We start from the raw sequence: 22,616 nt of genomic DNA, 5'->3' as shown, positions 1-22,616 counted from the left end.
CATGGTGCGCCATCGTCCGCGGCGGGCGCGCTGTATCTCCTGCGGGGCGACGCATGTCCTGCTGGCCCAGCTTTGGCTGTCGCGTCGGGCGGATGCGGGCGCGGTGATCGGAGCGGCGCTGGAGGCCAAGGCCGCCGGTTCGGGTCATCGGCCGATCGCGGCGGCGCTGGGACGGCCGGCCTCGACGGTGCGGGGCTGGCTGCGCCGCGCGGCCGTCAACGCCGAGCAGGTCCGCGTCGAGTTCACCCGGCTGCTGGGGGCGCTGGACCCGCTGGCGGCAGCGCTGAGGCCGCGGGGCTCAGCGCTGGCTGACGCGGTGGAGGCGATCGGCCGGGCAGCGGCCGCCGCGGTGGTCAGGCTGTCGCTGGTGGCCCCGTGGGAGTTCGCTGCCCGGGTCAGCGGCGGGCGGCTGCTGGCTCCCTCGCTCGGGGTGGGGTGGTGAGCAACACGAGTTGACCCTGGGCAGGGCCATATCGGCCCGCCATGCTCGGCCGGGATGGGTGTTTCCGACGAGGTGAGGGCAAGGGATGAAGCACAAGGACAGACCCGGAGGTAACGAAGCGCGCCGGGCCGAGCGGGCACGAGACGTGGCCCTGTTCCGGTATGCGCTGATCCGCGAGGCGGCGGACGTGTCGTTGACGACCCGCCAACGCGGGGCGCTGGTGCGCCGGCTGGCCGCCGCCGAGCACACCGGCCCGCACGGGCAGAAGGTCCGCGTCTCGCGGGTGAGCCTGGATCGGTGGATCCGAGCCTGGCGTGCTGGCGGGTTCGACGCGCTGATTCCCACCGCCCGGCACGTCGAGCCCCGCACCCCGGCGGCGGTGCTGGAGCTGGCCGCGGCGCTCAAGCGCGAGGTCCCGGGGCGCACCGCAGCGCAGATCGCCAGGATCCTGACCGAGCACGGGACGGGTTCGGTGCCCTCGGACCGGACGCTGCAGCGGCACTTCGCCCGCCTGGAGCTCAACACTCGCCCCGACGGGCAGGCACCGACGGCGTTCGGCCGGTTCGAGGCTGCCGCGTCGAACGAGCGGTGGACCGGGGACGCGCTGCACGGGCCGGTGATCGCCGGGCGCAAGACCTACCTGATGGCGTTCATCGATGACCACTCCCGGGCCCTGACCGGGTATCGGTGGGGCCACAGCGAGGACGCCCTGCACCTGGCCGCCGCGCTGCGCGCGGGGCTGGCCGCCCGCGGCACCCCCGCCGTCCTCTATCTGGACAACGGGGCGGCGATGGTCTCCAAGCAGCTGCTGCGCGCCCTGGCCGTCCTGGGGATCCGGATGACGCACTCCCGGCCGGGCCAGCCGGAGGGCAGGGGCAAGATCGAACGGTTCTTCCGCACCGTCCGCGAGCAGTTCCTCATCGAGCTGACCGCCCCCGGCGCCGCCGAGAAGATCACCGACCTGGCCGCGTTGAACGAGTTGTTCGCCGCCTGGGTGGAGAGCGTCTACCACCAGCGCGTCCACTCCGAGACCGACCAGACGCCCATCGAGCGGTTCCTGGCCGGCGGGACACCCCACCTACCGACTCCGGCTCAGCTGCGTGAGGCGTTCTTGTGGTCCGAGCACCGCGCGGTGACCAAGACCGCCACCGTCTCCCTGCACGGCAACACCTACGAAGTCGACGCCGCCCTGACCGGCCGACGCGTCGAGCTGGTCTTCGACCCCTTCGACCTGACTGACATCACCGTCCGCTACGCCGGACGCGACATGGGCGCCGCCGTCGCTCACCAGGTCGGCCGGCACGTCCACCCCGCCGCCACACCCGCCGAGGCCACCGGCCCGGCGCCGGTGACCGGGATCGACTACCTGGCCCTGGTCCGCGACCGCCACACCACCACCCTGGCCCAGCGCGTCAACTACGCCGCCATGTCCGGCGAGCCACTCACCGACGAGCCCGCCGCCGAGGACGTCAACGCCGCCCTCGCGGCTGACATCGCCTCCTTCGCTACCCACCGCGACCGGCTCGCTGCCGCCACCGGCGACATACCGGTCCTGCCCGGACAGACCGACCTGATCGAACTGCTGGCCACCACTCACGACGACGATCTTCAGGAGACCCAGTGACTCTCGACCGCCTCCAGGCCCACTACGGCTTCACCCGCATGCCCTTCGGCCGAGCCCTGGCCCCCGGCATGCTGCACCGCCACACCGCCCACGCCGAAGCGGTCGCCCGCATCTCCTGGTGCATCGGTGAACGCGCCCTGGGCGTGATCACCGGCGAGGTCGGCGCCGGCAAGACCGTCGCCGTCCGCGCCGCCCTCGCCACACTGGACGCCTCCCGGCACACCACCATCTACATAGGCAACCCCGCCGTCGGCGGCCGAGGCATCTACGGCCAGATCGTCACCGCCCTCGGCGCCGTCCCGCGCTTCCACAAGGCCAGCCTCATCCCCCAGACCGCCGACCTGCTGGCCGCCGAGGAACACGAACGCGGCCGCACCGTCATCCTCATCCTCGACGAGGCCCACCTGCTCACCGCCGAACAGCTCGAGGAACTGCGTCTGCTGACGAACGCGAAATGGACTCCCACTCACCTTCGCCTGCCTGCTCATCGGCCAGCCGACCCTGCGCCGCCGGATCAAGCTCGGGACCTTCGCCGCGCTGGACCAGCGCATCGCTCTGCGCTACGCACTGACCGCGATGAACGACGCCGAGACCAAGAGCTACCTGGCCCACCATCTGGCCCTGGCCGGGCGCTCAGACACGCTGTTCTCCGACGACGCTACCGCCCTCATCCACCAAGTCGGGCGCGGCACACCACGAGCGGTCAACAACCTCGCCGTACAGGCACTCGTCGCCGCCTTCGCCACCGGCAAGGCCATCGTCGACGAGTCCTCAGCCCGCGCCGCCGTCACCGAGGTCACCGCCGAATAACCACCCCGACACACTGACCACCACCGCGACACCCTGACCACCAAGGCCCCGCCGGGAACCACCGGCGGGGCCACTTCTCAGCACAATCCGTCCTCACCGATCACGACGCGCACATCATCACCCGACGCGGCCGGCAACAGCAAATGGACGACGTTCTACGGTGAGCCGGCCCGGCGGGCCCAGCTCGCCTTCTTCGACCGCCACCTGCGTGGGGTCCCGGGTCCGGCGGGGATACCGGGTCCTGCGGAGGCGGCAGAACCGGTCGAGGCGGCGGAACCGGCTGAGGTGGCAGAACCGGCCGGGTCGGTCGAGGTGCGGCTCGAGGTGCGCGAGGCCGGCGATCGGATCGTCGAGGTGCGGGAGGAGCACGAGTGGCCGCTCGCCCGTACGGACTGGACCCCGCTGTACCTGGCGCCCGGCGGACTCCTGCGCCCCGAGCCCGCGGAGGTGCCCGGCTCGGTGACCTTCCGGCCGCGCCGGCGCGCCGCGGCGTTCACGTTCACGGCCCCCGCCGACCTCGAACTCACCGGGCCGATGGCGCTGCGGATCTGGCTCGCCGTCGAGGATGGCGACGACGTCGACCTCGTCGCCGGGGTCGAGAAGTGGCGCGGCTCCCGCTACGTCGGCTTCGAGGGCTCCTACGGCTTCGGACGCGACCGGGTCGCGACCGGCTGGCAGCGGGCCTCGCTGCGGGAGCTCGACGAGGACGCCTCGAGGATCGGCGAGCCCGTGCACACGTACCGGACTCGGGAACCGTTGCGGCCGGGTGAGGTCGTGCCCGTCGACGTCGCCCTCGGCCACTCCGCGACCCTGTTCCGGCCCGGGGAGTCGCTGCGTCTCGTGATCGGCGGGCGATGGCTCTGGCCGGCCAACCCGCTCACCGGGAACTTCCCGGCCCGATACCGCTGCGTCGGCGCCGGCCGCTGCACCCTCCGCTGGGGCCCGGAGCGGCCCGCCCACCTGCTCGTTCCCCGCATCCCCACCGCGCCATCGGCGGCGCCGGTCGAGACGGCTCGGTCCGAACGGAATGACCCGAAGGAGCAATAATGCGAGTGCTGGTTCTCGGCGCAGGATTCGGCGGGCTCGAACTGTCGGCCCGCGTGTCGGAGGAACTCGGGGACGACGCCGACGTCGTGCTCATCGACCGTGCCGACGGGTTCGTCCTGGGGTTCTCGAAGCTCGACGTCATGTTCGGGCGCACGAGCGAGGCGGCCGTGCGCCACTCCTACGCCGACATCGCCCGGCCCGGGGTGAGGTTCGTCCGGGCCGAGGTGCGGGCGATCGACCCGGTGCGTCGCGCCGTCGACACCGACGCCGGCCGGTTCGAGGGCGACGTCGTGGTCGTCGCCCTCGGTGCCGACCTCGATCCCGCGGCGACGCCCGGACTGGTCGAGGCGGGTGTCGACTACTACACGCCCGCCGGGGCGTTCGCGGCGCGCGCGGTGCTCGAGTCGTTCGGCGGTGGCCGCGTCGTCGTGGGTGTCACGTCCACGCCCTTCAAATGCCCGCCGGCGCCGAGCGAGACGGCGCTGATGATGCACGACTTCCTCACCGCCCGCGGGCTGCGCGAGGCGAGCGAGATCTCCCTGGTCATGCCGCTGCCCAGCCCGATTCCGCCCTCGCCGGGGGCATCCGAGTCGCTCCTGGCCGCCTTCGCCGAGCGCGGCATCCGCTGGTACCCGAACCGGCTCGTGCGCTCGCTCGACCCGGACCGCCGCCTCGCCGTCTGCGCGGACGGGGAGGAACTCCCCTTCGACCTGTTCCTCGGGGTACCGGCCCATCGGGTGCCGCGGGTCGTGGCGGATTCGGGCCTGTGCGTGGACGGCTGGGTGCCCGTGGACCCGCTCACCCTCGAGACCGGCTTCCCGAACGTGTACGCCGTCGGTGACGTCACGAGCGTCGGGACGCCGAAGGCGGGCGTCTTCTCCGAACGGCAGGCCCGCGTCGTGGCCGATCGACTCATCGCCCGGCAGCGCGGAACGGAGGCCATCTCCACCTACGACGGCACCGGCGTCTGCTACGTCGAATACGGCAACGAGACCGTCGGCCGGGTCGAGGTGACGTTCCGCAGCGGCGAGCGGCCGTTCGGCACGTTCGAGGCCCCGTCGGGATCACTGTCGCGTGACAAGGCCGAGTTCGGCCGGTCCCGCGCTCGCCGCTGGTTCGGCACAGACTGGGTCACGTACTGAGTCGGGAATGTCCCGATCACGGCGCGCAGGTCGGATCCGGTGCGATCGGGGAGCCCGAATGAGCCACAACTGGGCATCGCGCGAGGAGGATGGCTGATTGGGGCTCCGTCGCCTGTCTGCCTCAATGAACACTTGGTAATACGTAAGTGGTCATGGCAGAGTACGCTGGGGAACATGAACAGCATGACGGTGAACCCGGCGCACCTGTCGAACGACGACTGGGCGCGCGTGCGCGCGTTCCTGGACTCGGCAAAGAATCGCGGCGAGGTCGTCGACTTCTCCACCCGCGTGGAGTTGCTGACCCCCGCCGAGGTCGCGGGACGGCTGGGGATGTCGCGATCCACCGTGCTGCGCCGGATCGCCGAAGGCGAGATCACCGCTACGAAGGTCGGCACCCACCATCGCATCCCGCTGAACGAGTACGAGCGATACAGTCGCGAGCTGATGCGGCGCATGACCGAAGCGTCCGCTGCCGACATCGAGGCCGAGCTGTTCGGTGAGTGAAGCACCGCTGCTCTTCCTGGACGCCGATACGCTCGCTGCGCCGGTGACCGCACGGCCCTGATCGCGGGCAGCGTAGGTGGACGGGGTCGCGGGGTTCACAGGGTCCACAGAAATGTCCACGCGCATCCTTGTGCGCCGCGGTCACCGAATTTAGCGTCGAGATATAGATGCTGTTGGTGCGGGCCCCAGCGACCCTGGACAAGACGCGGAGGCGGGGCAGTGAGGTCGGATTCGTTGACACTCGGCAGCTGGTCGTGGTGGGTCAGGAGATGGACGCTTCTCTGCATCCCCGGCTGTGGCCTGGCGGTCCTGCTCTGGGGCCCCGATGCGGTCATGGGGATCGCTCTCGCTGTGGCGATCCCGCTCGTCGTGATTCTGGCGACGGCGGAGCACGATCGTCACCTCGATTCCACGCAGCCGTGGGTCGTGCCCGCACGCCGCATCGGCCGGGTCGTGGCGTGCGTCGTGGCATTCGTGCTGTCGACGGTGGCGGTGCTCTCGCTGCTTCCGGGACTCGCGCTCGTGGTGCTGGCCGTCGCGGCGGCGACGAGTCCGCCGGTGCGCGCCTTGCGTGACCGTGTCGTCGAGGCGCCGGACCCCCTGGTACAGACTCCATCAGCGGCGGTCGAGCCGAGCCCGGAGCTGCCGCCATCGCTCGTGCCCGTGGCGGAGCCGCGGTATATGTCCGATGTCATGCTGTGTTTCGCGTGGCGCCACAGCTATTGGGAGCTGTGGCAGGCGGATTCGGTCGTTGAGAAGCTGAGCGTCATCATGCGGCGGCAGCAGATCCTCGAGGAACTGGAGGCCCGCGACGCCATCGCGCTCGAGGCGTGGCTGGCCTCGGGGGCCCGTGCCTCGGCGAGCCCGGAGCGGTATTTCGATGATCACCGTCATGACCACCCCACGCCCGCGTGACGTGCCGACTCACACAGCATCGAGCCCCAGCGTCGACACGCTGGGGCTCGGATTGGGGTGGACGACGGGACTTGAACCCGCGACATCCGCGACCACAACGCGGCGCTCTACCTGCTGAGCTACGCCCACCATGTGCAGCGGTCTCCCGCTGCGCGCCCAGTGTAGCGAGGATTCGTCACCCTCACGAATCGGGGGCGCCTCACCCCGCCGGGGTGGTTGCTCAGAGGCCGAACGCCTCGCCGGTTCCGCTGGATTCCGCGGCTACGGGCGTGTCGGGAATCACAGTGGCGTCGCCGTCCAGCGCGCCGGATTCGTCCACCTGGACCGCCGGGGTGGGGGAGGCGAGGATCGCTGCGGCGGCGGCCTTCGCGGTCGCCGAGTCCGGCCCGGGGTCGGCGGGGAAGAGCACGCTGCGGTAGTAGCGCAGCTCGTCGATGCTCTCGGCGATGTCGGCGAGCGCCCGGTGCCCACCGGCCTTCTTCGGCGACTGGAAGTACGCCCGCTGGTACCAGCGCCGCGCGAGCTCCTTGATCGAGGAGACGTCGATGATCCGATAGTGCAGGAACGCGGTGAGCTCGGGCATGTCCCGATCGAGGAACATCTTGTCGGTGCCCACCGAGTTCCCGGCCAGCGGCGCGGTTCCCGCCTTCGGCACCCACTGCTTGATGAAGTCGAGCACCTGCTGCTGCGCGTGGGCGAGCGTGGTGCCCGAGGCGAGCTCGTCGAGCAGGCCCGAGGCGGTGTGCATCTCCTGCACGATCGGGACCATGTCGTCGGTGGCCCCCGGCGGGGGAGCGATCACGAGATCGAGCCCGGGCCCGAGCGGGTGCAGCTCGGAATCGGTCACGATCACCGCGATCTCGATCAGGGCGTCCTTGGTCAGGTCCAGCCCGGTCATCTCGCAGTCGATCCACACGATCGGGTCGCTGCTGGGGCTCTGCATCTTCACACTCACCCGGCCAGCCTAACGGCGACCGCCGGCATTCGCCGCGTCCGCCCGTTCCGAGGCAGGCCTACAGCCCGAGGATCGCCTTGGCGATCGAGAAGTAGATGATGAGTCCGGTCGCGTCGCAGAACGTGGAGATGAACGGCGTGGAGAAGACGGCCGGGTCGACCCGGCACAGCTTCGCGATGATCGGCATGACCCCGCCGACCACCGCCGACATCGTGCAGATCGCCAGCAGCGTCAGCCCGATCACCGTCCCGATGTCGATCCCGAACACCAGGGTCGCGATCACGAAACCGAGGGTGCCGAGCGCGATCCCGAGGGAGAACCCGGTGCGCAACTCCTTGAAGGCCACCCGCCCCACGTCCCGGTTGCCGATCTCGTTCATCGCGATCGCCCGGGTCAGGGTGGTGGCGGCCTGGGAGCCGGTGTTCCCGCCCGTGCCGGTGAGCAGCGGGATGAACAGGGCGAGCGTCGTCAGCTCCTCGAGCGGGGCCTCGTAGATGTGCAGCACCTGCACCGTGAGGATCGCCGAGATCGCCAGCACGAGCAGCCAGGGACCCCGCGCCTTCGTGATCGAGAGGATGGGCGTGAGCAGATAGGTGCGCCGGAGCGGCTCGTGGCCGCCGGCGCGGGCGCGGTCCTCGTCCTCGGCGGCCCGGATGATCCGCACGGCGTCGTCGATGGTGAGCAGCCCGATGAGCCGCTCCTCCCGGTCCACCACCGGCATCGCGATGAGGCCGACGTCGAGGCAGCGGCGCGCGGCGGCCTCGTCGTCCTCGTACGCGACGACCGAGGTGGCCGCGTTCATCACCTCGTGCACGAACTCCTCCGGCTCGGCGCGCAGCAGGTCCCGCAGGCTGGCGATGCCGACGAGGGTGCGGGAGGCGTCGACCACGGGCACCACGTAGATGGTCTCGGCGCTCGCCTCGTTGCGCCGGACCCGCTCGAGCACCGTGGCCACGTTCTCGCCCGGGTGGGCGGTGAGGTACTCCGGGGTCATCCGGCGTCCGATGGACCCCTGCGGGAAGCCGAGGATCGGGGCCGTGGCGCGGCGCTGGCGGGGGCTGAGCTCGCGCAGGAACCGCTTCGTCACCTTCGCGGGCAGCTCGTCGAGCAGCCCGACCACGTCGTCCGGGTCGAGCGCCTCGAAGACCCCCACCACCTCGGCGTCGCCGAGCTCGGTGATCAGGTCCGCCTGGGCGGCCGGTTCGAGTCGTTCGAACACGTCGATCGCCGTGTCCTTGGACAGCAGCCGGAACACCACGGCCGCGTCGGCGGCCGGGAGCCGGTCGAGCAGCTCGGACACCTCGGGCAACGGCGCATCCGAGAGGAATCCGGCCAGTTCGAGCAGGTCCGTGCGCTCCACGAGGTCGTGGACGTGGGTGAGGGTCTCGGTCATCGTCATAGGTCATCCTCCGCGCTGCTGCCAGCGGCCGGCATCGGCGCGGCCGCTATCGGTGGCCGATGCCTCCTACCTCGAACCCGCCGCCATGGCGGGCCCGCTGCGGGAGCGGCCCGGGTGCGCCCTGAACGCCCAGGTCAGGAAGCGCCGGCGCGGTACGCACTCCTGATGGCGTGATGATCTCGACTACTGCCGGGTTCCATGGCCATCCCCCTTCGGTGCGTCTCGCGGCGATAATGACCCTCGTAGTGTAACCGCTCCGGGCGGCTCTCGCTGTGGCACGAAGCACCGCGGCGCGCCCCCGACCGGCTAGGTTGAGGGAACCGACCGAAGGAGCAGCGTGAGGGTCATCGTCTACGGCAGCGCCAACCTCGACACGTCCGTGTGGGTGGAGGCCTTCCCCCGCCCCGGCGAGACGATCCACGCCCACAGGTCGAGTTCCGCGCCCGGCGGCAAGGGCCTCAACCAGGCCGTCGCCGCCGCCCGCATGGGCGCCGAGGCCGTGATCGTCGCATCGATCGGGGACGACGCCCGGGGCCAGGCCGTCCGCCTCGCCCTGGCAGCCGAGCCGGGTCTCGACCTGAGCCGGCTGCGCTCCGAGCCGCACACCCCCACCGGTCAGGCCCTCATCACCGTGGACGCGGACGGGGAGAACCAGATCGTGCTCATCGCCGGCGCGAACGGCTCCCATTCCCCGGCCGGCGTCCCCGGGCGACTCGAGTTCGCCGAGGCCGGCGACGTGCTCGTGTGCCAGCTCGAGATCCCGATGGCGGCCACGGCCGCGGCCCTCGCCTACGGGCGCTCCCGCGGCCTGGTCACGGTGCTCAACGCGGCCCCCGGCGCCCCGGTCGCGGACCTGCTGGGCGATGTGAGCCTGCTCGTGGTCAACGAGACCGAGGCCCGGATCGTGCTCGAAGACGAGTCCGCCGCCACGACCGACCTGGCCGCCCGTATCCACTCGCGACACGGCGTCGACGTGGTCGTCACCCTCGGCGCGGCGGGCGTGCTCTGGCACACGGCGGAGGGCCCCGGCGAGCGGCCGGCATTCGAGATCGACCCGATCGACACCACCGGGGCGGGGGACGCGTTCGTCGGCGGCCTCGCCACGTTCCTGGCCGAGGGGCACCCGCTCGCCGAGGCGATCGACTTCGCCGCCGCGGTCGGGGCGATGGCGACCACCGGCGACGGCGCACAGGGCTACGAGGCCGACCGGGACGTCGTCCGTACGCGGTTCGGGCTCGAGCAGCCGACCGGGCCGGCGAGCGAGACCAAGGCCTACTGGGAGGGCCGCTACCGGGAACGCGGCGCGATGTGGAGCGGGCGCGTGAACGCCGCGCTCGTGCAGGAGACCGGCGCGCTCACCCCCGGCACCGCCCTCGACCTCGGCTGCGGGGAGGGGGCCGATGCGATCTGGCTCGCCGAGCAGGGCTGGCACGTGACCGGCGTGGACATCTCGGCCACCGCGCTCGGGCGAGCCGAGGCCGAGGCCCGCAGGCGCGGGGTCGCGGATCGGATCACGTGGCAGCGCGCCGACCTGGCGCACTGGCGGCCCGCCGCGACCTACGACCTCGTGTCGGCCTGCTTCCTGCACTCCCAGCTCGAGTTCCCGCGGGACGAGATCCTGCGCGGGGCCGCCGCCGCCGTCGCCCCCGGGGGCGCGTTCCTCATCGTGGGACACGTGGACTTCCCGCCGTGGGCGGCGCGCGATCACGGGCACGATCACGAGGCGGGGGAGAACCTGCACGCCTTCCCGAGCGCCGCCGAGGCGGTCACCGGCCTCGGGCTCGACGGGCCGGACTGGGAGGTGCTCGTGGCCGAATCGCGGGTGCGCTCGGCGACCTCGCCGGCCGGGGAGCTCGCCGAGCTGACCGACGCGGTGGTGCTGGCGCGGCGCCGCTGAGATCAGCCGAGGCCGGAGCCCGGCCGCGCGCCGACGCGCAGCACGAGCGCGCGCATCGCGAGCACGACCGCCACGACCACGAGCGTGCCCAGCGCGAGCCCGGAGAGCACGTCGTGCAGGTAGTGCACGCCGGCGGCGAGCCGGGAGAACGCGAGCAGGGCGGCCCAGGCGATGAGCCAGCGCGCGGCCCACGGGAACGTGAGCAGCAGCGCGGTCGCGAACGCCGCGGCGAGCACCGAGTGGTTCGAGGGCCACGACCAGTCGCCCACCGCGGGGCAGGCGAGGGCCCCCTGCACGTCGAGGGTGCGGCACGGGCGCTCCTCGGTCACGATCACCTTGACGAGCTCACTGAGCAGATAGGCCGCGATGACGCCGATCCCGCCGGTGGCCAGCAGCCAGAACCGGGCGCGGTCGCGCAGCCAGGTCCACACCGCCCCGGCGGCCGCGGCGAGCACGAACAGGTACATGCCGTGCTCGGCGACGGCCGCGAAGAGCGGGCCGAGCGGGGAGCCGCCGAGCCCGCCGGCCACGGCGACGAAGATCGGTTCGCGCAGCGGGAACGCGACGAGGGCCGCGAGCGCGAGCGATCCGACCACGATGAGGGTCGTGCGCAGCAGCGCCCGGGTGGACAGGTCGTCCGCGGTGTGGACCGCGCCGTGATGGCTCATGGCCGCCCAGCCTATCGGCGGGGCGCGGCCCCCGGCCGATCCGGGCGGCGCGCCGGGCCGGTCGAGGAGCGCACCACCAGGCGCGGCGCCGGGACCGGCGGCTCGTCGCTCGGGTGCCGGTGCTCGAGCCGGGCCACGACGTGGTCGACCGCGGCCCGGCCCAGCTCCCGGAACGGCTGGGCCACGGTGGTCAGTGCCGGGCTGCAGTAGGCGGCCAGGTCGATGTCGTCCACGCCGACGACCGAGACGTCCTCCGGCACGCGCAGCCCGAGCTCGTGGAGGGCCCGGATCACGCCGAAGGCCATGTCGTCGCTCGCCGCGAGGATGGCCGTGACGTCCGGATCGCGCCCGAGCGCGAGCCCCGCCTGGTATCCGGACTCGGGGCTCCAGTCGCCGTGGTGCGGGGCGGGCGCGCGCCGGCCCGCGGCCGTGAGCGTCGTTCGCCAGCCCGCCGTGCGGTTGGCGGCGTCGATCCAGTCGTCCGGGCCCGCCAGGAGGTGGACCGTGCCGTGCCCGAGACCGAGCAGGTGGGCCGTCGCCAGCTCGGCGACCACCCGCTGATCGAGGGCGAGGGACTCCCCGACCGTCGTGGCCGATCCGCCGATCGTGACCGTCGGCAGGGCGCGCAGGAGCGATTCGCTCCCCGGGTCGATCGTGCCGAGCGGGAGCGCCAGCACGAGCCCCTCGACGCCCTGGGCCGCGAGGCGCTGCAGGCCCGCCCCGATCGCCCGCGGGTCGACCACGCCGACCTGGGCGCCGACGACCGCGTAGCCGTGCGCGGCCGCCCGCTGGTCGATGCTCATCTGCGTCACCGCGCCGGCGTAGGAGCCCGTGGCCATCGTCATGACCCCGATCGTGCGCGTTCGCCCCGAGGAGAGCGCCCGCGCGGCCGTGTTCATCCGATAGCCGAGCGTATGGACGGCGTCCATCACCTTCTCGCGGGTGGCGGCGCTCACGTAGGAGTGTCCGCGCAGGGTCCGCGAGACGGTCTGCGGGGAGACCCCGGCCAGCCGGGCGACGTCGGTCATGCCCGGGGCGCGGGAGGCGGACGTGGGCACGGCGGTTCCTCCTCTCGGGCACGCGTGTGAGCGAACGTGACGTTGTGTGGGCGATCTTGACATGTTCGCTCAGGACGTCGTATGTTACCGATGCCATACTCGCACAGCGTTGTCAGTGGTCATCAGTGGTCATCAGTGGTCACCAGTGGCCGTCACTGGTCGCCAGCGGTCGGCGCGAGTCGTCGTCCGCACACACAGCACGTAGCGCACAGCGCACACGGAACGGAGAAGTACCGAGTGTTGAGCTCCACGCCGCGCGGCCCCGGCCGCGCACGAACCCTTGTCGCAGCCCTCGCCACCGCCGCGCTCGCGGCGATCGCGCCGCTCACGCTGGCGCCCATGGCCGCCGCCGACACCCCCGACCTGCCGCAGCTGCTCCCCTCGCTCGACGGCTGGGAGGGCGCCGAGGGCACCTTCACCGCGACGGGCGACCTGACCGTCGTCGCCGCCGCGGACGACGAGCGGCTCACCTCCACCGCCGAGCTGCTCGCCGACGAGCTCGACACGATCGTGCCCGGCGTCGAGGCCGGCTCGGGGGCCGCCGCCGCGGGCGACATCGAACTCATCGTCGACGCCTCCCGGGCCGGTGCCGACGACCTGGGCGAGGAGGGCTACGAACTCGAGATCGACGAGCAGATCACGATCACCGGCGCCACCGAGACCGGCACGTTCTGGGGGACGCGCACCCTCGTGCAACTGCTCACCCAGCAGCTCGACCTGCCCTACGGCTCGGCGATCGACGTTCCCGCGTACTCCGAGCGCGGGGTCACCCTGTGCGCCTGCGTCATCAACATCTCGACCGACTTCATCGATCGGCTCCTCGAGGACATGAGCTACCTCAAGCTCAACACACTCATGATCGAACTCAAGGTCAAGGTCGACGCCTATCCCCAGACCAACACGTGGTCGTACTACACCAAGGACGACATCCGCACGCTCGTGGCCAAGGCGAACAAGCTCGGCATCGACGTGATCCCGGAGATCAACTCGCCCGGTCACATGGAGATCTGGCTCGAGAACATGCCCGAGCTGCAGCTGACGAACGAGAGCACGGGGGTCAAGGACGAGGTCCGCATGGACATCACGAAGGAGGCCTCCTTCGACTTCTACACCGACCTCATCGACGAGTACACGGACGTGTTCGACTCCGACTACTGGCACATGGGCGTGGACGAGTACATGCTCGGCTCCGGATACGCGAACTTCCCGCAGATCAAGGCGTTCGCCGAGGCCCAGTGGGGTCCCACCGCCACCCAGAACGACGTCGTGGCCTGGTATGTGAACAAGGTGAACGACTACGTCAAGTCCCAGGGCAAGACCCTGCGCATCTGGAACGACGGCGTGATCACCGACAACGAGTTCGTCGACTTCGACACCGATATCGTGATCGAGCACTGGAACAACGCCGCCTCCCACGTCAACCCACAGGACTTCATCGACTGGGGCCACGAGATCGTCAACGTCTCCAACTCCCTGTACATGGTGCGCGGCGGCTATGGCGTGAACGTTCAGAACCTGTACAACTCCGGCTGGAGCCCGACCGACTTCTACAACGGCACGATCTCCGGCGGCCTCGACCAGATCCGTGGTGCGCGCATCAGTGCCTGGCCGGATGCCGGCACCCCGAACGAGGCCGAGAACACCACCGAAGAGCGGATGTTCGAGCCGCTCCGGTTCATCGCCCAGGCCACCTGGGCCGACTCGCGGCCGTGGAGCGACTACAACGGCTTCAAGGCCGCCATGGGTGAGATCGGGCGTCCGCCACTGTGGGAGAACGTCGAACGCCTCCCGGTTCCCGACGGTGCGTTCACGATGTCCGCAGCCGACGGCTCCGGCCTCCTCGCCGCGGGCGAGGGCGGAACGCTGCGGCTCGGTGCGGACGGCGACGGGCTCGACCTCACCCTGACGAGCAACGACGCCGGCTACTACACGATCACCACGAACGACGGCCGCTGCCTCAGCCTCTCCGACGAGGGCACGATGCGTCTCGCGGTCCCGGTCGAGATCGGCGCCGACGTCGTGCTCTCGACCTGCAGCGACACCACGGTGCAGCAGTGGCAGGTCAAGCGCGCCGACGGCGGCTTCCACCTGATCAACGCCGCCTCCCAGCAGTACCTGTCGATCTCCGACGGCCTGACCGACGTGCCCGTGGCCCACGAGGACCTCAAGGACGTGCCCGACGGGCTCATCGTGCAGACCCCGGCCGACTGGGGAACGACCGTATGGACCCTCCAGGGCTCCCTTTCCATGCGGCTGGAGCTCGACGCGTCGGCGGCGCCCCCCGGTGACAGCATCTCCGGCACGGTGCGCCTCGGGAACTTCACCGGCACTACCCTCGCCGGCGCGACCTTGCGGGCGGCCTCGCTCCCGGCGGGCTGGACGGTACTGCCGGGCAGCACCCCCGTGGCCGAGGTCGGCGTGGGTGAGTCCGCCGACGTGGGCGTCACGCTGTACAACGTCTCCGGCGACTCCCTCTCCGGGCCGGTGACGTTCGAGCTCGTGGATGGCGACGGCACCGTGATCTCGACGGCCTCGAGCGACGTGGCGTCGATGTGTTCGGTCGAGCGGATCACCCCGGTCGCCATCGCGAGCGTCTCGAGCGAGCAGACCACGGGCGAGGCGGCCGGCAGCGGCGTGGCCACCGCCGCGATCGACGGTGACCCCTCCACGTACTGGCATTCGCAGTGGTCGCCGTCCGAACCGGGCTACCCGCACTCGATCGTCGTGGACCTCGGCGAGTCGAGCGACGTGTGCGGCCTCTGGTACACCGGCCGCGACAGCGGCGGCGATGGCGGCGCCAACGGACGGATCGCCGAGTACGAGGTGTACGCCTCGGACACCGTGAGCGCGTTCGACAGCGAGGACTGGGGCGAGCCGGTGGCCACCGGCACGTTCGTCAACACCGGCGAGCCGCAGCTCGCGCCGTTCCCGGCCACCGGCGCCCGCTACGTCATGCTCACCGGGCTCTCCGAGGTGCACGGCTTCGTCTGGGCGACCGCCGGTGAGATCGCCGTGGCCGGTCCCGCCGCACCGGCGCCCGAGTACGCCCCGGAGCTGAGCGTGGGAGCCGGGGAGGTGACCGCCGGCGAGGAGGTCACCGCCGTGGCCACGGGCTTCGCCCCGGGCGAGATCGTCGAGTTCGCACTCGACGCCGACGGCGCCGAGTCGGTGACCGCGCAGGCGGACGCCGAGGGCCGGGCCGAGGTCGCGATCCCCGTGGCCGCCGGCGTCGAGGGCGGGGAGTACACCCTGACCGCGACCGGGACCACCACCGGGGCCGCCGCCGCCGCGCAGCTCACGGTCGTCCCCGCCGACTCGAACGGCTCCGACGGGTCTGACGGGTCCGACGGTTCCGATGGGTCTGACGGGTCCGATGGTTCGAACGGCTCGGATGGTTCGAACGGGTCTGATGGGTCCGATGGTTCGAACGGCTCGGATGGTTCGAACGGTTCCGATGGTTCGAACGGTTCCGATGGTTCGAACGGTTCCGATGGGTCCGACGGGTCGAACGGCTCCGGCGGTTCCGACGGCTCCGATGGTTCGAATGGGTCTGCCGGTGCTGCCGGTGCTGACGGTCCGGACGGGTCGAACGGCGCCGGCGCCGACGGCGCGCAGGTACCCGACGTGACCGAGCCGCTGCCCGACACCGGTGCGGCCGTGACCGGCTACGCCGCGGCCGCGATGCTGCTGCTCATCGCCGGGGCGGCGGCCATGGTGCTGCGCAGGCGGGCCACCGGCACGCTCTGATCGAGCGGGGTCCAGCGGGATCCGACGGCCACTCGCGCGACGACGAACGGCGCCTCTCCTACGAGGGGCGCCGTTCGTCGTCCTTAGACTGATCCGATGACACCGACCCACGCGATCCCCCTGACCGATGACTACGTGCGTGGGGCGCTGCGGCTCGAGGACACGGCGCGGGGCGTGGCGCCCTGGCGACTCGACGAATGGGCGCTGCGGCAGGCGGCGGACCCGCGGGTGCGGGCGAACGCGGCACAGACCGCCGGCGTGCGCGTCGCGCTGCGCACACAGGCCACGTCCGTCGAGCTGACCGCGCGGCGATCGCGCGCGACGTTCGCCGGGCTCGAGCCGCGGCCGGACGGGGTGGTGGAACTGGTCGTCGACTCGTGCGTGATGGCCGAGGTCGTGACCTCGGGCGGCACCGTCGCGGAGCTCGACCCGCTCACCGGCGCCGTCACGATGCACGAGGGGGAGCCCTTCACCGCTCGCTTCGACGGCCTCGGGCCGGGGGAGAAGACGATCGAGCTCTGGCTGCCCCACAACGAGGCGACCGAACTGATCGAGGTGCGCGCGAACGCGCCGGCCGAGCCCGCGCCGAGCGATGGCCCGCGGTGGCTGCATCACGGCAGCTCGATCGGCCACGGGTCGAACGCGACCCGGCCGACCGGGACGTGGGCGGCGGCCGCGGCGCGGAGTGCGGGCGCGGAGCTGACGAACCTCGGCTTCGGCGGCAGCGCGCTGCTCGACCCGTTCATGGCACGCACGATCCGGGACCTGCCGGCCGATGTCATCAGCCTGGAACTGGGCATCAACCTCGTGACCTCCGACGTCATGCGGCTGCGGGCGATGCGCACGGCCGTGCACGGCTACCTCGATCAGATCCGCGATGGGCACCCGAGCGCTCCGCTGCTCGTGATCTCACCGATCCACTGCGGAATCGTCGAGACGACCCCGGGCCCGGCGGCCTTCGATCCGGACGCGCTGGCCGAGGGGCGGGTCGTCTTCACCTCGAGCGGCGATCCGGCCGAGGTCGCGGCCGGGCGGCTCACGCTCGAGACGATCCGCGTGGAGCTCGCCCGCATCGTGGCCGAGCGGCGGGCGGAGGATGAACACCTGCACTACCTCGACGGGCTCTCCCTCTTCGGCGCGGACGACGCCGCTCGCCTCCCGCTGCCCGACGCCCTGCATCCGGGGCCCGAGGCGCATCGGCTCATGGGGGAGCGGTTCGCCCGGTCGGTGTTCGGCGGCGGGGCGTTCGCCGGGGTGGGTCGGACGAGGGAGAGGTGACGCTCGGGCGGGGGGCGAGCGACGTCGTCCCGACGCGTGAATCCGAATGAAGGCCTTGACAACATACAACTGATTGGTTGTATGTTGAGTCCATGGACGAGGCGAGCGAGGAGCGGGCCGATGCCTTCTTCCACGCGCTGTCCGATCGCACACGTCGCGACATCCTGCGACGGGTCCTGGCCGGGGAGCACTCGGTCACCAATCTCGCGGCGGAATACGACATGAGCTTCGCCGCGGTGCAGAAGCACGTCGCCGTGCTCGAGCGGGCGGGCCTGCTCGCCAAGCGGCGACGCGGACGAGAACAACTCGCGAGCGGGGACGTCGAGGCCGTGCGTTCGGTCGCCTCGATCCTCGACGAGTTCGAGGACATCTGGCGCGGACGTATCGCCCGCATCGACGACCTGCTCGCGATCCCACCGAAGGAGGAGTGACATGCCCGTCATCGACATCGTCAAGGACATCGAGGGCCGCCGGCTCGTCATCACCGCGGAGTTCAAGGCCCCGCTCGATCGCGTGTGGGCGCTGTACTCCGACCCGCGCCGGTTGGAGAAGGTCTGGGGGCCGCCGGAGTTCCCAGCCACATTCATCGAGCACGATCTCGTGCCCGGTGGACGTTCGAGCTACTACATGACCGGCCCCGACGGGCAGCGCTTCGCCGGCTGGTGGGCGATCACCGACGTCGACGAGCCGAACGGGTTCACCTTCGACGACGGCTTCGCCCACGAGGATCTGACGCCGAATCCGGACCTGCCGGTCTCGCACAACGTGTACTCCTTCACCACCGTGACCGGGGGCACCCGAGCCGTGTACGAGACCTCGTACGACACGGTCGCGGACCTGCAGGTCGTGCTCGAGATGGGCGTCGAGGAGGGGGCGCGGACGGCGATCGACCAGATCGACGGCCTGCTCGCGGGTGCGGGTGCCTGACCCGCCGGGGGCCCGCTGCCGGCGCGCCGCCGGCCGGTCACGGAGCGGGCACGGTTGCGTGCCGATTCGGTGACGATCGGGACATTCGGCCCCCGGCGGCCTAGGGTCACGGGCATGAGCACGATGACGCGCCTGATCGCCGGCCTGGCCATCGCCGCCGGCCTCGTGGCGTGCAGCGCCGAAGGCGCCGACGAGAGCGCGGGCCACGACGCGGGCCGCTCCGTGGCCGATCAGCAGGCCTACGAGCGATCCGAGGCCGGTGCAGCCGGTCAGGGCGTCGATCCCGACATCGCCCCGCGCCAGGTGATCACCACCGCCTCGGCGACCGTCGAGGCCGACGATCCGGCGGCCGCGGCCGACGACCTCGCCGACCGCGCCACGGGGCTGGGCGGCTGGGTCGACGGCCGCCACACCTGGGCCGGGGAGGGCGATGCGTCCGGTCCGCCGAGCGCCTCGCTCGCCCTGCGGATCCCCGCCGAGGAACTGGCCGTCGTGATCGAGGGACTCGCCGACCTCGGCCGGGTGCAGGAGGTCTCCCAGACCAGCGAGGACGTGACGGCGGAGGTCGTCGATCTCGACGCCCGGATCGAGGCCCTGCGCATCTCGACCGACCGGCTGCGGGAGATCATGGCCGGCGCGACCGAGAGCTCCGACCTGCTCGAGGCGGAGGCCGCGCTGAGCGAGCGCCAGGCCGAGCTCGAATCGCACCTCTCGCGGCGGGAGTACCTGGCCGGGCAGGTGGAGATGTCCACGCTCACGGTCGACCTCGTTCCCACCGCCGGGCCCGCCCAGGTGGACGCGGGCGGCTTCGTCGGCGGCCTCGCCACCGGATGGAACGCGCTCCTGTCCTTCGTCTCCTCCCTGCTCGTGGTCGCCGGTGCGCTCGTGCCCTGGGTGGTCGTCGTCGGCGTCCCCGTCGTGGTCGTGCTGCTGCTCGTGCGCCGGCGCCGGCGCCGGCGTGTGGCGGCGGGGGAGCGGACGGAGGCCGCCGGCGGTTCCACGGATTCGGATAGTGTCCGAGGGTGAAGGCGTTCGTGCTGTCGGATCCCGCAGCGGGCCTCATCCGTCCTGCCGAGGTGCCCGTGCCCCGGGTGGGTGAGGGCGAGCTGCTCGTGCGGCTGCGTGCGGTCGGGGTGGGGATCCACGACTCGTCCTTCCTCCCGGCCGCTGCCGGGCCGGACTACCCGATCGGGATCGAGGGCGCCGGGATCGTCGAGGCGGTCGGCGGCGGAGTCTCGGGCTACGGGGCCGGTGACCGCATCGCCTTCGTCAGCGCGATGCAGCCGAAGGGCGGCACGTGGGCCGAATACGCGGTGGTCGACGCGCAGTCCCTCATCCTGCCGATCCCGGCCGGGCTCGACTTCGCCCGGGCCGCGGCGCTGCCGGTGGCGGGCAACACGGCCCTGCGGGCGTTCGCCGCGCTCGGGGCCATGCCCGAGCGCGCCTCGATCTTCGTCGCGGGCGGGTCCGGGGCCATCGGGACCCTGGCGATCCAGCTCGCTCACCGGCGCGGCCGGCGGGTCGGTGCCTCGGCCTCGGCGCGCAACCACCAGTACCTGCGCTCACTCGGCGCGGAGCACGTGGTCGACTATCACGACGGCGGGTGGGTCGAGGAGGTCCGGCGCTGGGTGGGCGGGGGAATCGATGCCGCGATCGCGGTGCAGCCCGGCACGAGCGCCGAGGCCATGCGCGTGGTCGCCGACGGCGGTCGCCTCGTCACCGTCTCCGGTGACGAGGTGATGCCCGAGCGGGGAATCGCCGTGACCATGGTGGACTATCGGGCGCAGGTGCGGGCCGACCTGATCCGGCTCATGGCCGACGTGGTCGCGAACGAGGTGCACGTCGAGATCGAGCGGGTCTACCCGTTCGACGACGCCGCGGAGGCACTCGCCCGGGTGCGCACGCGCCACGCCCGCGGCAAGCTCGTGCTCCGCCTGCCTGAGGCCCGATAGCAGCGCCGCCGCGGTCGTTCTCGCGGGTGGGTGGCCGGGATTATCGGCTCCGTTCCTCCGTGTTCGTCAGCGCGATCGTGGTGCGCAGCGGAGCCTCTCGCATGGCGATGATCGCGACGACCGAGACGACCGAGCAGACGGCGGCGATGAGGAAGACGCCGCCGAACGCATCCGCATACGAGTGGTGGAACACCTCCTGGATCGGCCCGGGGAGCCCGCTGATGTCCAGCTTCGTGTCGCCCGAACCGGACGACATCGAGTCCGCGGACAAGCCGAGCGAACTCAGACCCGTTGTGATGTTCGTGGCCACCCGTGCCGTGAGGACCGCGCCGAGGACCGAGACGCCGACGGCGCCTCCGAGGGAGCGGAAGAACGCGATCGCGGCCGAGGCCGCGCCGATCTGGGTGACGTCGACCGTGTTCTGCACGACGAGCACGACGTTCTGCACGAGCGCGCCGATCCCCGCGCCCATGAGCGCCATGAACACGGCGACGAGCCAGTAGGGCATCGTGTGGTCGATCGTTCCCAGGCCGAACAGCCCGACGAGCATGACGAGGCCGCCGACGAGCATGACCGGCTTGATCCGCCCGGTGCGGGTGACGATCTGCCCGCCGATCGTCGCGGCGAGCATCTGCGCGACGATGAGCGGCATCGTCATGAGTCCGGCCTGCGTGGGGGAGGCTCCGCCCCCGAGCTGGAAGTACTGGGTCAGGAACACCCCGGAGCCGAACATGGCCACGCCGGCACCGATGCCGGCGACGATCATGAGCGCCGCCGTGGGGTTGCGCAGCAGCCGGATCGGGATCACCGGTTCTGCCGCCCGGAGCTCGACCACGATGAGGAGGGCCGCGGCCACGAGGAACGCCACGAGATAGGCGCCCGACTGCCAGGAGATCCAGTCGTAGTCGCTGCCCGCGAACGTCACCCAGAGCATCGGCAGCGCGGCGACGAACGTCACGAGGATCGCGCCCGAGTAGTCGAGCGGGGTCTTCGTGCGCCGGGTCGTGGGCAGCGTCAGCTTGATCTGCAGGAGCACGAGCGCGGCGACCGCCAGCGGAACGCTGACGAAATAGCACCAGCGCCAGCCGAGGGAATCGGTGATGACCCCGCCCAGGAGCGGACCGGAGACGGTCGCGACCGCCATGACGGCACCCATGTAGCCGGCGTATCGGCCGCGTTCCCGCGGGGCCATGATCGATCCCATGATCGCCTGGACCAGGGCCATGAGTCCGCCCATGGCGAGTCCCTGAACCGCACGGGCGACCATCATCATCGCGATCGAGGTGGTCAGGCCCGCCGCCACGGATCCGAGCACGAACAGCACGATGGAGATCTGCGTGAGCGCCTTCTTGCTGAACAGGTCCGAGAGCTTGCCCCACACGGGCGTGCTCACGGTCATCGCGAGCAGGCTCGCCGTGATCACCCAGGTGTACTGGCGCTGCGTCCCGTCGAGGTCGGCGATGATCGTGGGCAGCGCGGTGGAGACGATCGTGGTGGAGATCATCGCGGTGAACAGGGCGGCGAGCAGCGCCGTCATCACCTCGAGGATCTCGCGGTGAGAGTACTGCCGGTAGGCACTGGTGGCGGTGGCCGTGGTGGGGGAGGTCGTCATCCGGCGCTGTCCTTCCTGGTCGGTGCGGCCGAGGCGTCGGTGGCGGCGGGGGCCGGTGGGTCGATGACCGCCCCGAGGTCCCGGTTGAGTCGGGCGAGCAGGGCGATGGCCTGCTCCGCATCCGCGGCGGACCAGTCGCCGAGCGCGTCGCCGAACTCGGCGACCACCCTCGACTCGCGTTCGACCAGCCTGGCGCGCCCGGCGGCGGTCATGGAGATCCGAGCGGCCCGGGCATCGTGCGGGTCGGTCCGCCGCTCCACGAGCCCCTCCGTCTCCAGGGAGACGACGGCGCGCGAGGTGACGGCCGCCGAGACCTGGATGCGGTGGGCGATCTCGCTCAGCCGGGCGTCACCGCCGCGCAGGCACTGGAGGATGCCGAACTCCGTGCCGGCGAGGCTGCGCTCCCGGCTGTTCTGCCCCGCCCGGTGGAACGTGCGGGCGATGCGGACCATCTCGGCGAGGATCTGCCCCGCATGGTGATCGTCGATCACTCCTGCTCCTGTCTCTTCGGTGCGGATCCGGTTCCGCCGCGAGCGCCATCGTAGAGTCTTCAGTTGCTTACCGCAAGCAAGTATCTAGAAGTCGGCCGATCCGTGGCGAACTCTCATCGGCGGCCTCACGCGCGAGGTCGAATGGGTC

20 protein-coding genes, 1 tRNA gene and 1 pseudogene are annotated in these 22,616 nt (G+C 71.5%); 15 read left to right on the top strand and 7 right to left on the bottom strand.

The features are described 5' to 3' along the window. Window position 1 precedes the first annotated feature (1 nt). From GCE65_RS12030 to GCE65_RS12000, 8 genes and pseudogenes are all read left to right on the top strand, one after another. The gene (locus tag GCE65_RS12030; protein WP_228759933.1) at window positions 2-442 is read left to right on the top strand and encodes a hypothetical protein; all 441 of its coding nucleotides are present in this window, start codon (window positions 2-4) and stop codon (window positions 440-442) included. 85 nt (window positions 443-527) lie between these two features. Further along, on the top strand, window positions 528-2,066 hold the full coding sequence (locus tag GCE65_RS12025) for a DDE-type integrase/transposase/recombinase (protein ID WP_228759932.1): 1,539 nt from the start codon (window positions 528-530) through the stop codon (window positions 2,064-2,066). Window positions 2,067-2,104: 38 nt separating this feature from the next. Further along, window positions 2,105-2,458: pseudogene (locus GCE65_RS17110) on the top strand (AAA family ATPase); the annotation flags it as partial. Window positions 2,459-2,642: 184 nt separating this feature from the next. Further along, complete coding sequence (locus GCE65_RS16655; protein ID WP_228759930.1) at window positions 2,643-2,876, top strand: hypothetical protein; 234 nt, start codon at window positions 2,643-2,645, stop codon at window positions 2,874-2,876. A 285-nt stretch (window positions 2,877-3,161) separates the two neighbouring features. Next, the gene (locus tag GCE65_RS12015; protein WP_228759929.1) at window positions 3,162-3,923 is read left to right on the top strand and encodes a CocE/NonD family hydrolase; all 762 of its coding nucleotides are present in this window, start codon (window positions 3,162-3,164) and stop codon (window positions 3,921-3,923) included. Beyond that, window positions 3,923-5,065, top strand: a complete 1,143-nt coding sequence (locus GCE65_RS12010; protein ID WP_153878565.1) for an NAD(P)/FAD-dependent oxidoreductase — start codon at window positions 3,923-3,925, stop codon at window positions 5,063-5,065. The genes GCE65_RS12015 and GCE65_RS12010 overlap by 1 nt, the downstream gene beginning before the upstream one ends. 174 nt (window positions 5,066-5,239) lie before the next feature. Beyond that, the gene (locus tag GCE65_RS12005) at window positions 5,240-5,569 is read left to right on the top strand and encodes an excisionase family DNA-binding protein (protein WP_152909465.1); all 330 of its coding nucleotides are present in this window, start codon (window positions 5,240-5,242) and stop codon (window positions 5,567-5,569) included. A gap of 333 nt (window positions 5,570-5,902) precedes the next feature. Continuing rightward, the gene (locus tag GCE65_RS12000) at window positions 5,903-6,484 is read left to right on the top strand and encodes a hypothetical protein (RefSeq protein WP_152909467.1); all 582 of its coding nucleotides are present in this window, start codon (window positions 5,903-5,905) and stop codon (window positions 6,482-6,484) included. A gap of 53 nt (window positions 6,485-6,537) precedes the next feature. Here the strand turns inward: GCE65_RS12000 and GCE65_RS11995 are convergent. The 3 genes from GCE65_RS11995 to mgtE form a co-directional block, all read right to left on the bottom strand. After that, a tRNA-His gene (locus tag GCE65_RS11995) sits at window positions 6,538-6,613 on the bottom strand. 91 nt (window positions 6,614-6,704) lie between these two features. Further along, the gene (gene orn / locus GCE65_RS11990; RefSeq protein ID WP_153879261.1) at window positions 6,705-7,427 is read right to left on the bottom strand and encodes an oligoribonuclease; all 723 of its coding nucleotides are present in this window, start codon (window positions 7,425-7,427) and stop codon (window positions 6,705-6,707) included. Between the two features lie 70 nt (window positions 7,428-7,497). Beyond that, a complete protein-coding gene (gene mgtE, locus GCE65_RS11985) occupies window positions 7,498-8,838 on the bottom strand; it encodes a magnesium transporter (RefSeq protein WP_153878564.1) in 1,341 nt (446 codons plus the stop codon). Window positions 8,839-9,175: 337 nt separating this feature from the next. Here mgtE and GCE65_RS11980 point away from each other — a divergent pair, with 337 nt between their 5' ends. Then, window positions 9,176-10,735 carry a PfkB family carbohydrate kinase gene (locus tag GCE65_RS11980; protein WP_194928696.1) on the top strand — a complete coding sequence of 520 codons (1,560 nt, stop codon included), beginning with the start codon at window positions 9,176-9,178 and terminating at the stop codon, window positions 10,733-10,735. Window positions 10,736-10,737: 2 nt separating this feature from the next. On the opposite strand, the gene GCE65_RS11975 is transcribed toward GCE65_RS11980, so the two are convergent. After that, window positions 10,738-11,403 (bottom strand): phosphatase PAP2 family protein, encoded by a 666-nt coding sequence (locus GCE65_RS11975; protein WP_153878563.1) that lies wholly within the window; start codon window positions 11,401-11,403, stop codon window positions 10,738-10,740. Between the two features lie 11 nt (window positions 11,404-11,414). After that, a complete protein-coding gene (locus GCE65_RS11970; protein ID WP_228759928.1) occupies window positions 11,415-12,461 on the bottom strand; it encodes a LacI family DNA-binding transcriptional regulator in 1,047 nt (348 codons plus the stop codon). A 237-nt stretch (window positions 12,462-12,698) separates the two neighbouring features. On the opposite strand from GCE65_RS11970, the gene GCE65_RS11965 reads away from it, so the two are divergent. The 6 genes from GCE65_RS11965 (at window position 12,699) to GCE65_RS11940 (ending at window position 20,365) form a co-directional block, all read left to right on the top strand. After that, window positions 12,699-16,208, top strand: coding sequence for a family 20 glycosylhydrolase (locus tag GCE65_RS11965; protein ID WP_194928695.1), 3,510 nt, complete (start codon window positions 12,699-12,701; stop codon window positions 16,206-16,208). Window positions 16,209-16,304: 96 nt separating this feature from the next. Then, window positions 16,305-17,486, top strand: a complete 1,182-nt coding sequence (locus GCE65_RS11960; RefSeq protein WP_153878561.1) for an SGNH/GDSL hydrolase family protein — start codon at window positions 16,305-16,307, stop codon at window positions 17,484-17,486. 92 nt (window positions 17,487-17,578) lie between these two features. Beyond that, a complete protein-coding gene (locus tag GCE65_RS11955) occupies window positions 17,579-17,917 on the top strand; it encodes a helix-turn-helix transcriptional regulator (RefSeq protein ID WP_153878560.1) in 339 nt (112 codons plus the stop codon). A gap of 1 nt (window position 17,918) precedes the next feature. Then, a complete protein-coding gene (locus GCE65_RS11950) occupies window positions 17,919-18,413 on the top strand; it encodes an SRPBCC domain-containing protein (RefSeq protein WP_153878559.1) in 495 nt (164 codons plus the stop codon). Window positions 18,414-18,527: 114 nt separating this feature from the next. Further along, complete coding sequence (locus tag GCE65_RS11945; protein WP_153878558.1) at window positions 18,528-19,439, top strand: DUF4349 domain-containing protein; 912 nt, start codon at window positions 18,528-18,530, stop codon at window positions 19,437-19,439. Next, a complete protein-coding gene (locus tag GCE65_RS11940) occupies window positions 19,436-20,365 on the top strand; it encodes an NADP-dependent oxidoreductase (protein WP_153878557.1) in 930 nt (309 codons plus the stop codon). Before GCE65_RS11945 ends, GCE65_RS11940 begins: the two co-directional genes overlap by 4 nt. A 40-nt stretch (window positions 20,366-20,405) precedes the next feature. On the opposite strand, the gene GCE65_RS11935 is transcribed toward GCE65_RS11940, so the two are convergent. Both GCE65_RS11935 and GCE65_RS11930 read right to left on the bottom strand, forming a co-directional pair. Then, window positions 20,406-21,977 (bottom strand): MFS transporter, encoded by a 1,572-nt coding sequence (locus GCE65_RS11935; protein WP_153878556.1) that lies wholly within the window; start codon window positions 21,975-21,977, stop codon window positions 20,406-20,408. Continuing rightward, window positions 21,974-22,468, bottom strand: coding sequence for a MarR family winged helix-turn-helix transcriptional regulator (locus GCE65_RS11930; RefSeq protein WP_153878555.1), 495 nt, complete (start codon window positions 22,466-22,468; stop codon window positions 21,974-21,976). The genes GCE65_RS11935 and GCE65_RS11930 overlap by 4 nt, the downstream gene beginning before the upstream one ends. Window positions 22,469-22,616 lie beyond the last annotated feature (148 nt).

The sequence above is a fragment of the Pseudactinotalea sp. HY158 genome, assembly GCF_009660225.1.
In the GTDB taxonomy this organism is placed as follows: domain Bacteria; phylum Actinomycetota; class Actinomycetes; order Actinomycetales; family Beutenbergiaceae; genus HY158.
The sequence above is the reverse complement of the archived record's forward strand: the minus strand, read 5'-3'. Positions and strand labels throughout refer to the sequence as shown.

Coding starts and splice junctions, on each gene's coding strand:
- GCE65_RS16655 (WP_228759930.1), top strand. CDS start 2,643: ATGAACGACGCCGAGACCAAGAGCTACCTGGCCCACCATCTGGCCCTG.
- mgtE (WP_153878564.1), bottom strand. CDS start 8,838: ATGACGATGACCGAGACCCTCACCCACGTCCACGACCTCGTGGAGCGC.
- GCE65_RS12030 (WP_228759933.1), top strand. CDS start 2: ATGGTGCGCCATCGTCCGCGGCGGGCGCGCTGTATCTCCTGCGGGGCG.
- GCE65_RS12025 (WP_228759932.1), top strand. CDS start 528: ATGAAGCACAAGGACAGACCCGGAGGTAACGAAGCGCGCCGGGCCGAG.
- GCE65_RS11955 (WP_153878560.1), top strand. CDS start 17,579: ATGGACGAGGCGAGCGAGGAGCGGGCCGATGCCTTCTTCCACGCGCTG.
- orn (WP_153879261.1), bottom strand. CDS start 7,427: ATGCAGAGCCCCAGCAGCGACCCGATCGTGTGGATCGACTGCGAGATG.
- GCE65_RS11960 (WP_153878561.1), top strand. CDS start 16,305: ATGACACCGACCCACGCGATCCCCCTGACCGATGACTACGTGCGTGGG.
- GCE65_RS12000 (WP_152909467.1), top strand. CDS start 5,903: ATGGGGATCGCTCTCGCTGTGGCGATCCCGCTCGTCGTGATTCTGGCG.
- GCE65_RS12010 (WP_153878565.1), top strand. CDS start 3,923: ATGCGAGTGCTGGTTCTCGGCGCAGGATTCGGCGGGCTCGAACTGTCG.
- GCE65_RS11975 (WP_153878563.1), bottom strand. CDS start 11,403: ATGAGCCATCACGGCGCGGTCCACACCGCGGACGACCTGTCCACCCGG.
- GCE65_RS11935 (WP_153878556.1), bottom strand. CDS start 21,977: ATGACGACCTCCCCCACCACGGCCACCGCCACCAGTGCCTACCGGCAG.
- GCE65_RS11950 (WP_153878559.1), top strand. CDS start 17,919: ATGCCCGTCATCGACATCGTCAAGGACATCGAGGGCCGCCGGCTCGTC.
- GCE65_RS11945 (WP_153878558.1), top strand. CDS start 18,528: ATGAGCACGATGACGCGCCTGATCGCCGGCCTGGCCATCGCCGCCGGC.
- GCE65_RS12005 (WP_152909465.1), top strand. CDS start 5,240: ATGAACAGCATGACGGTGAACCCGGCGCACCTGTCGAACGACGACTGG.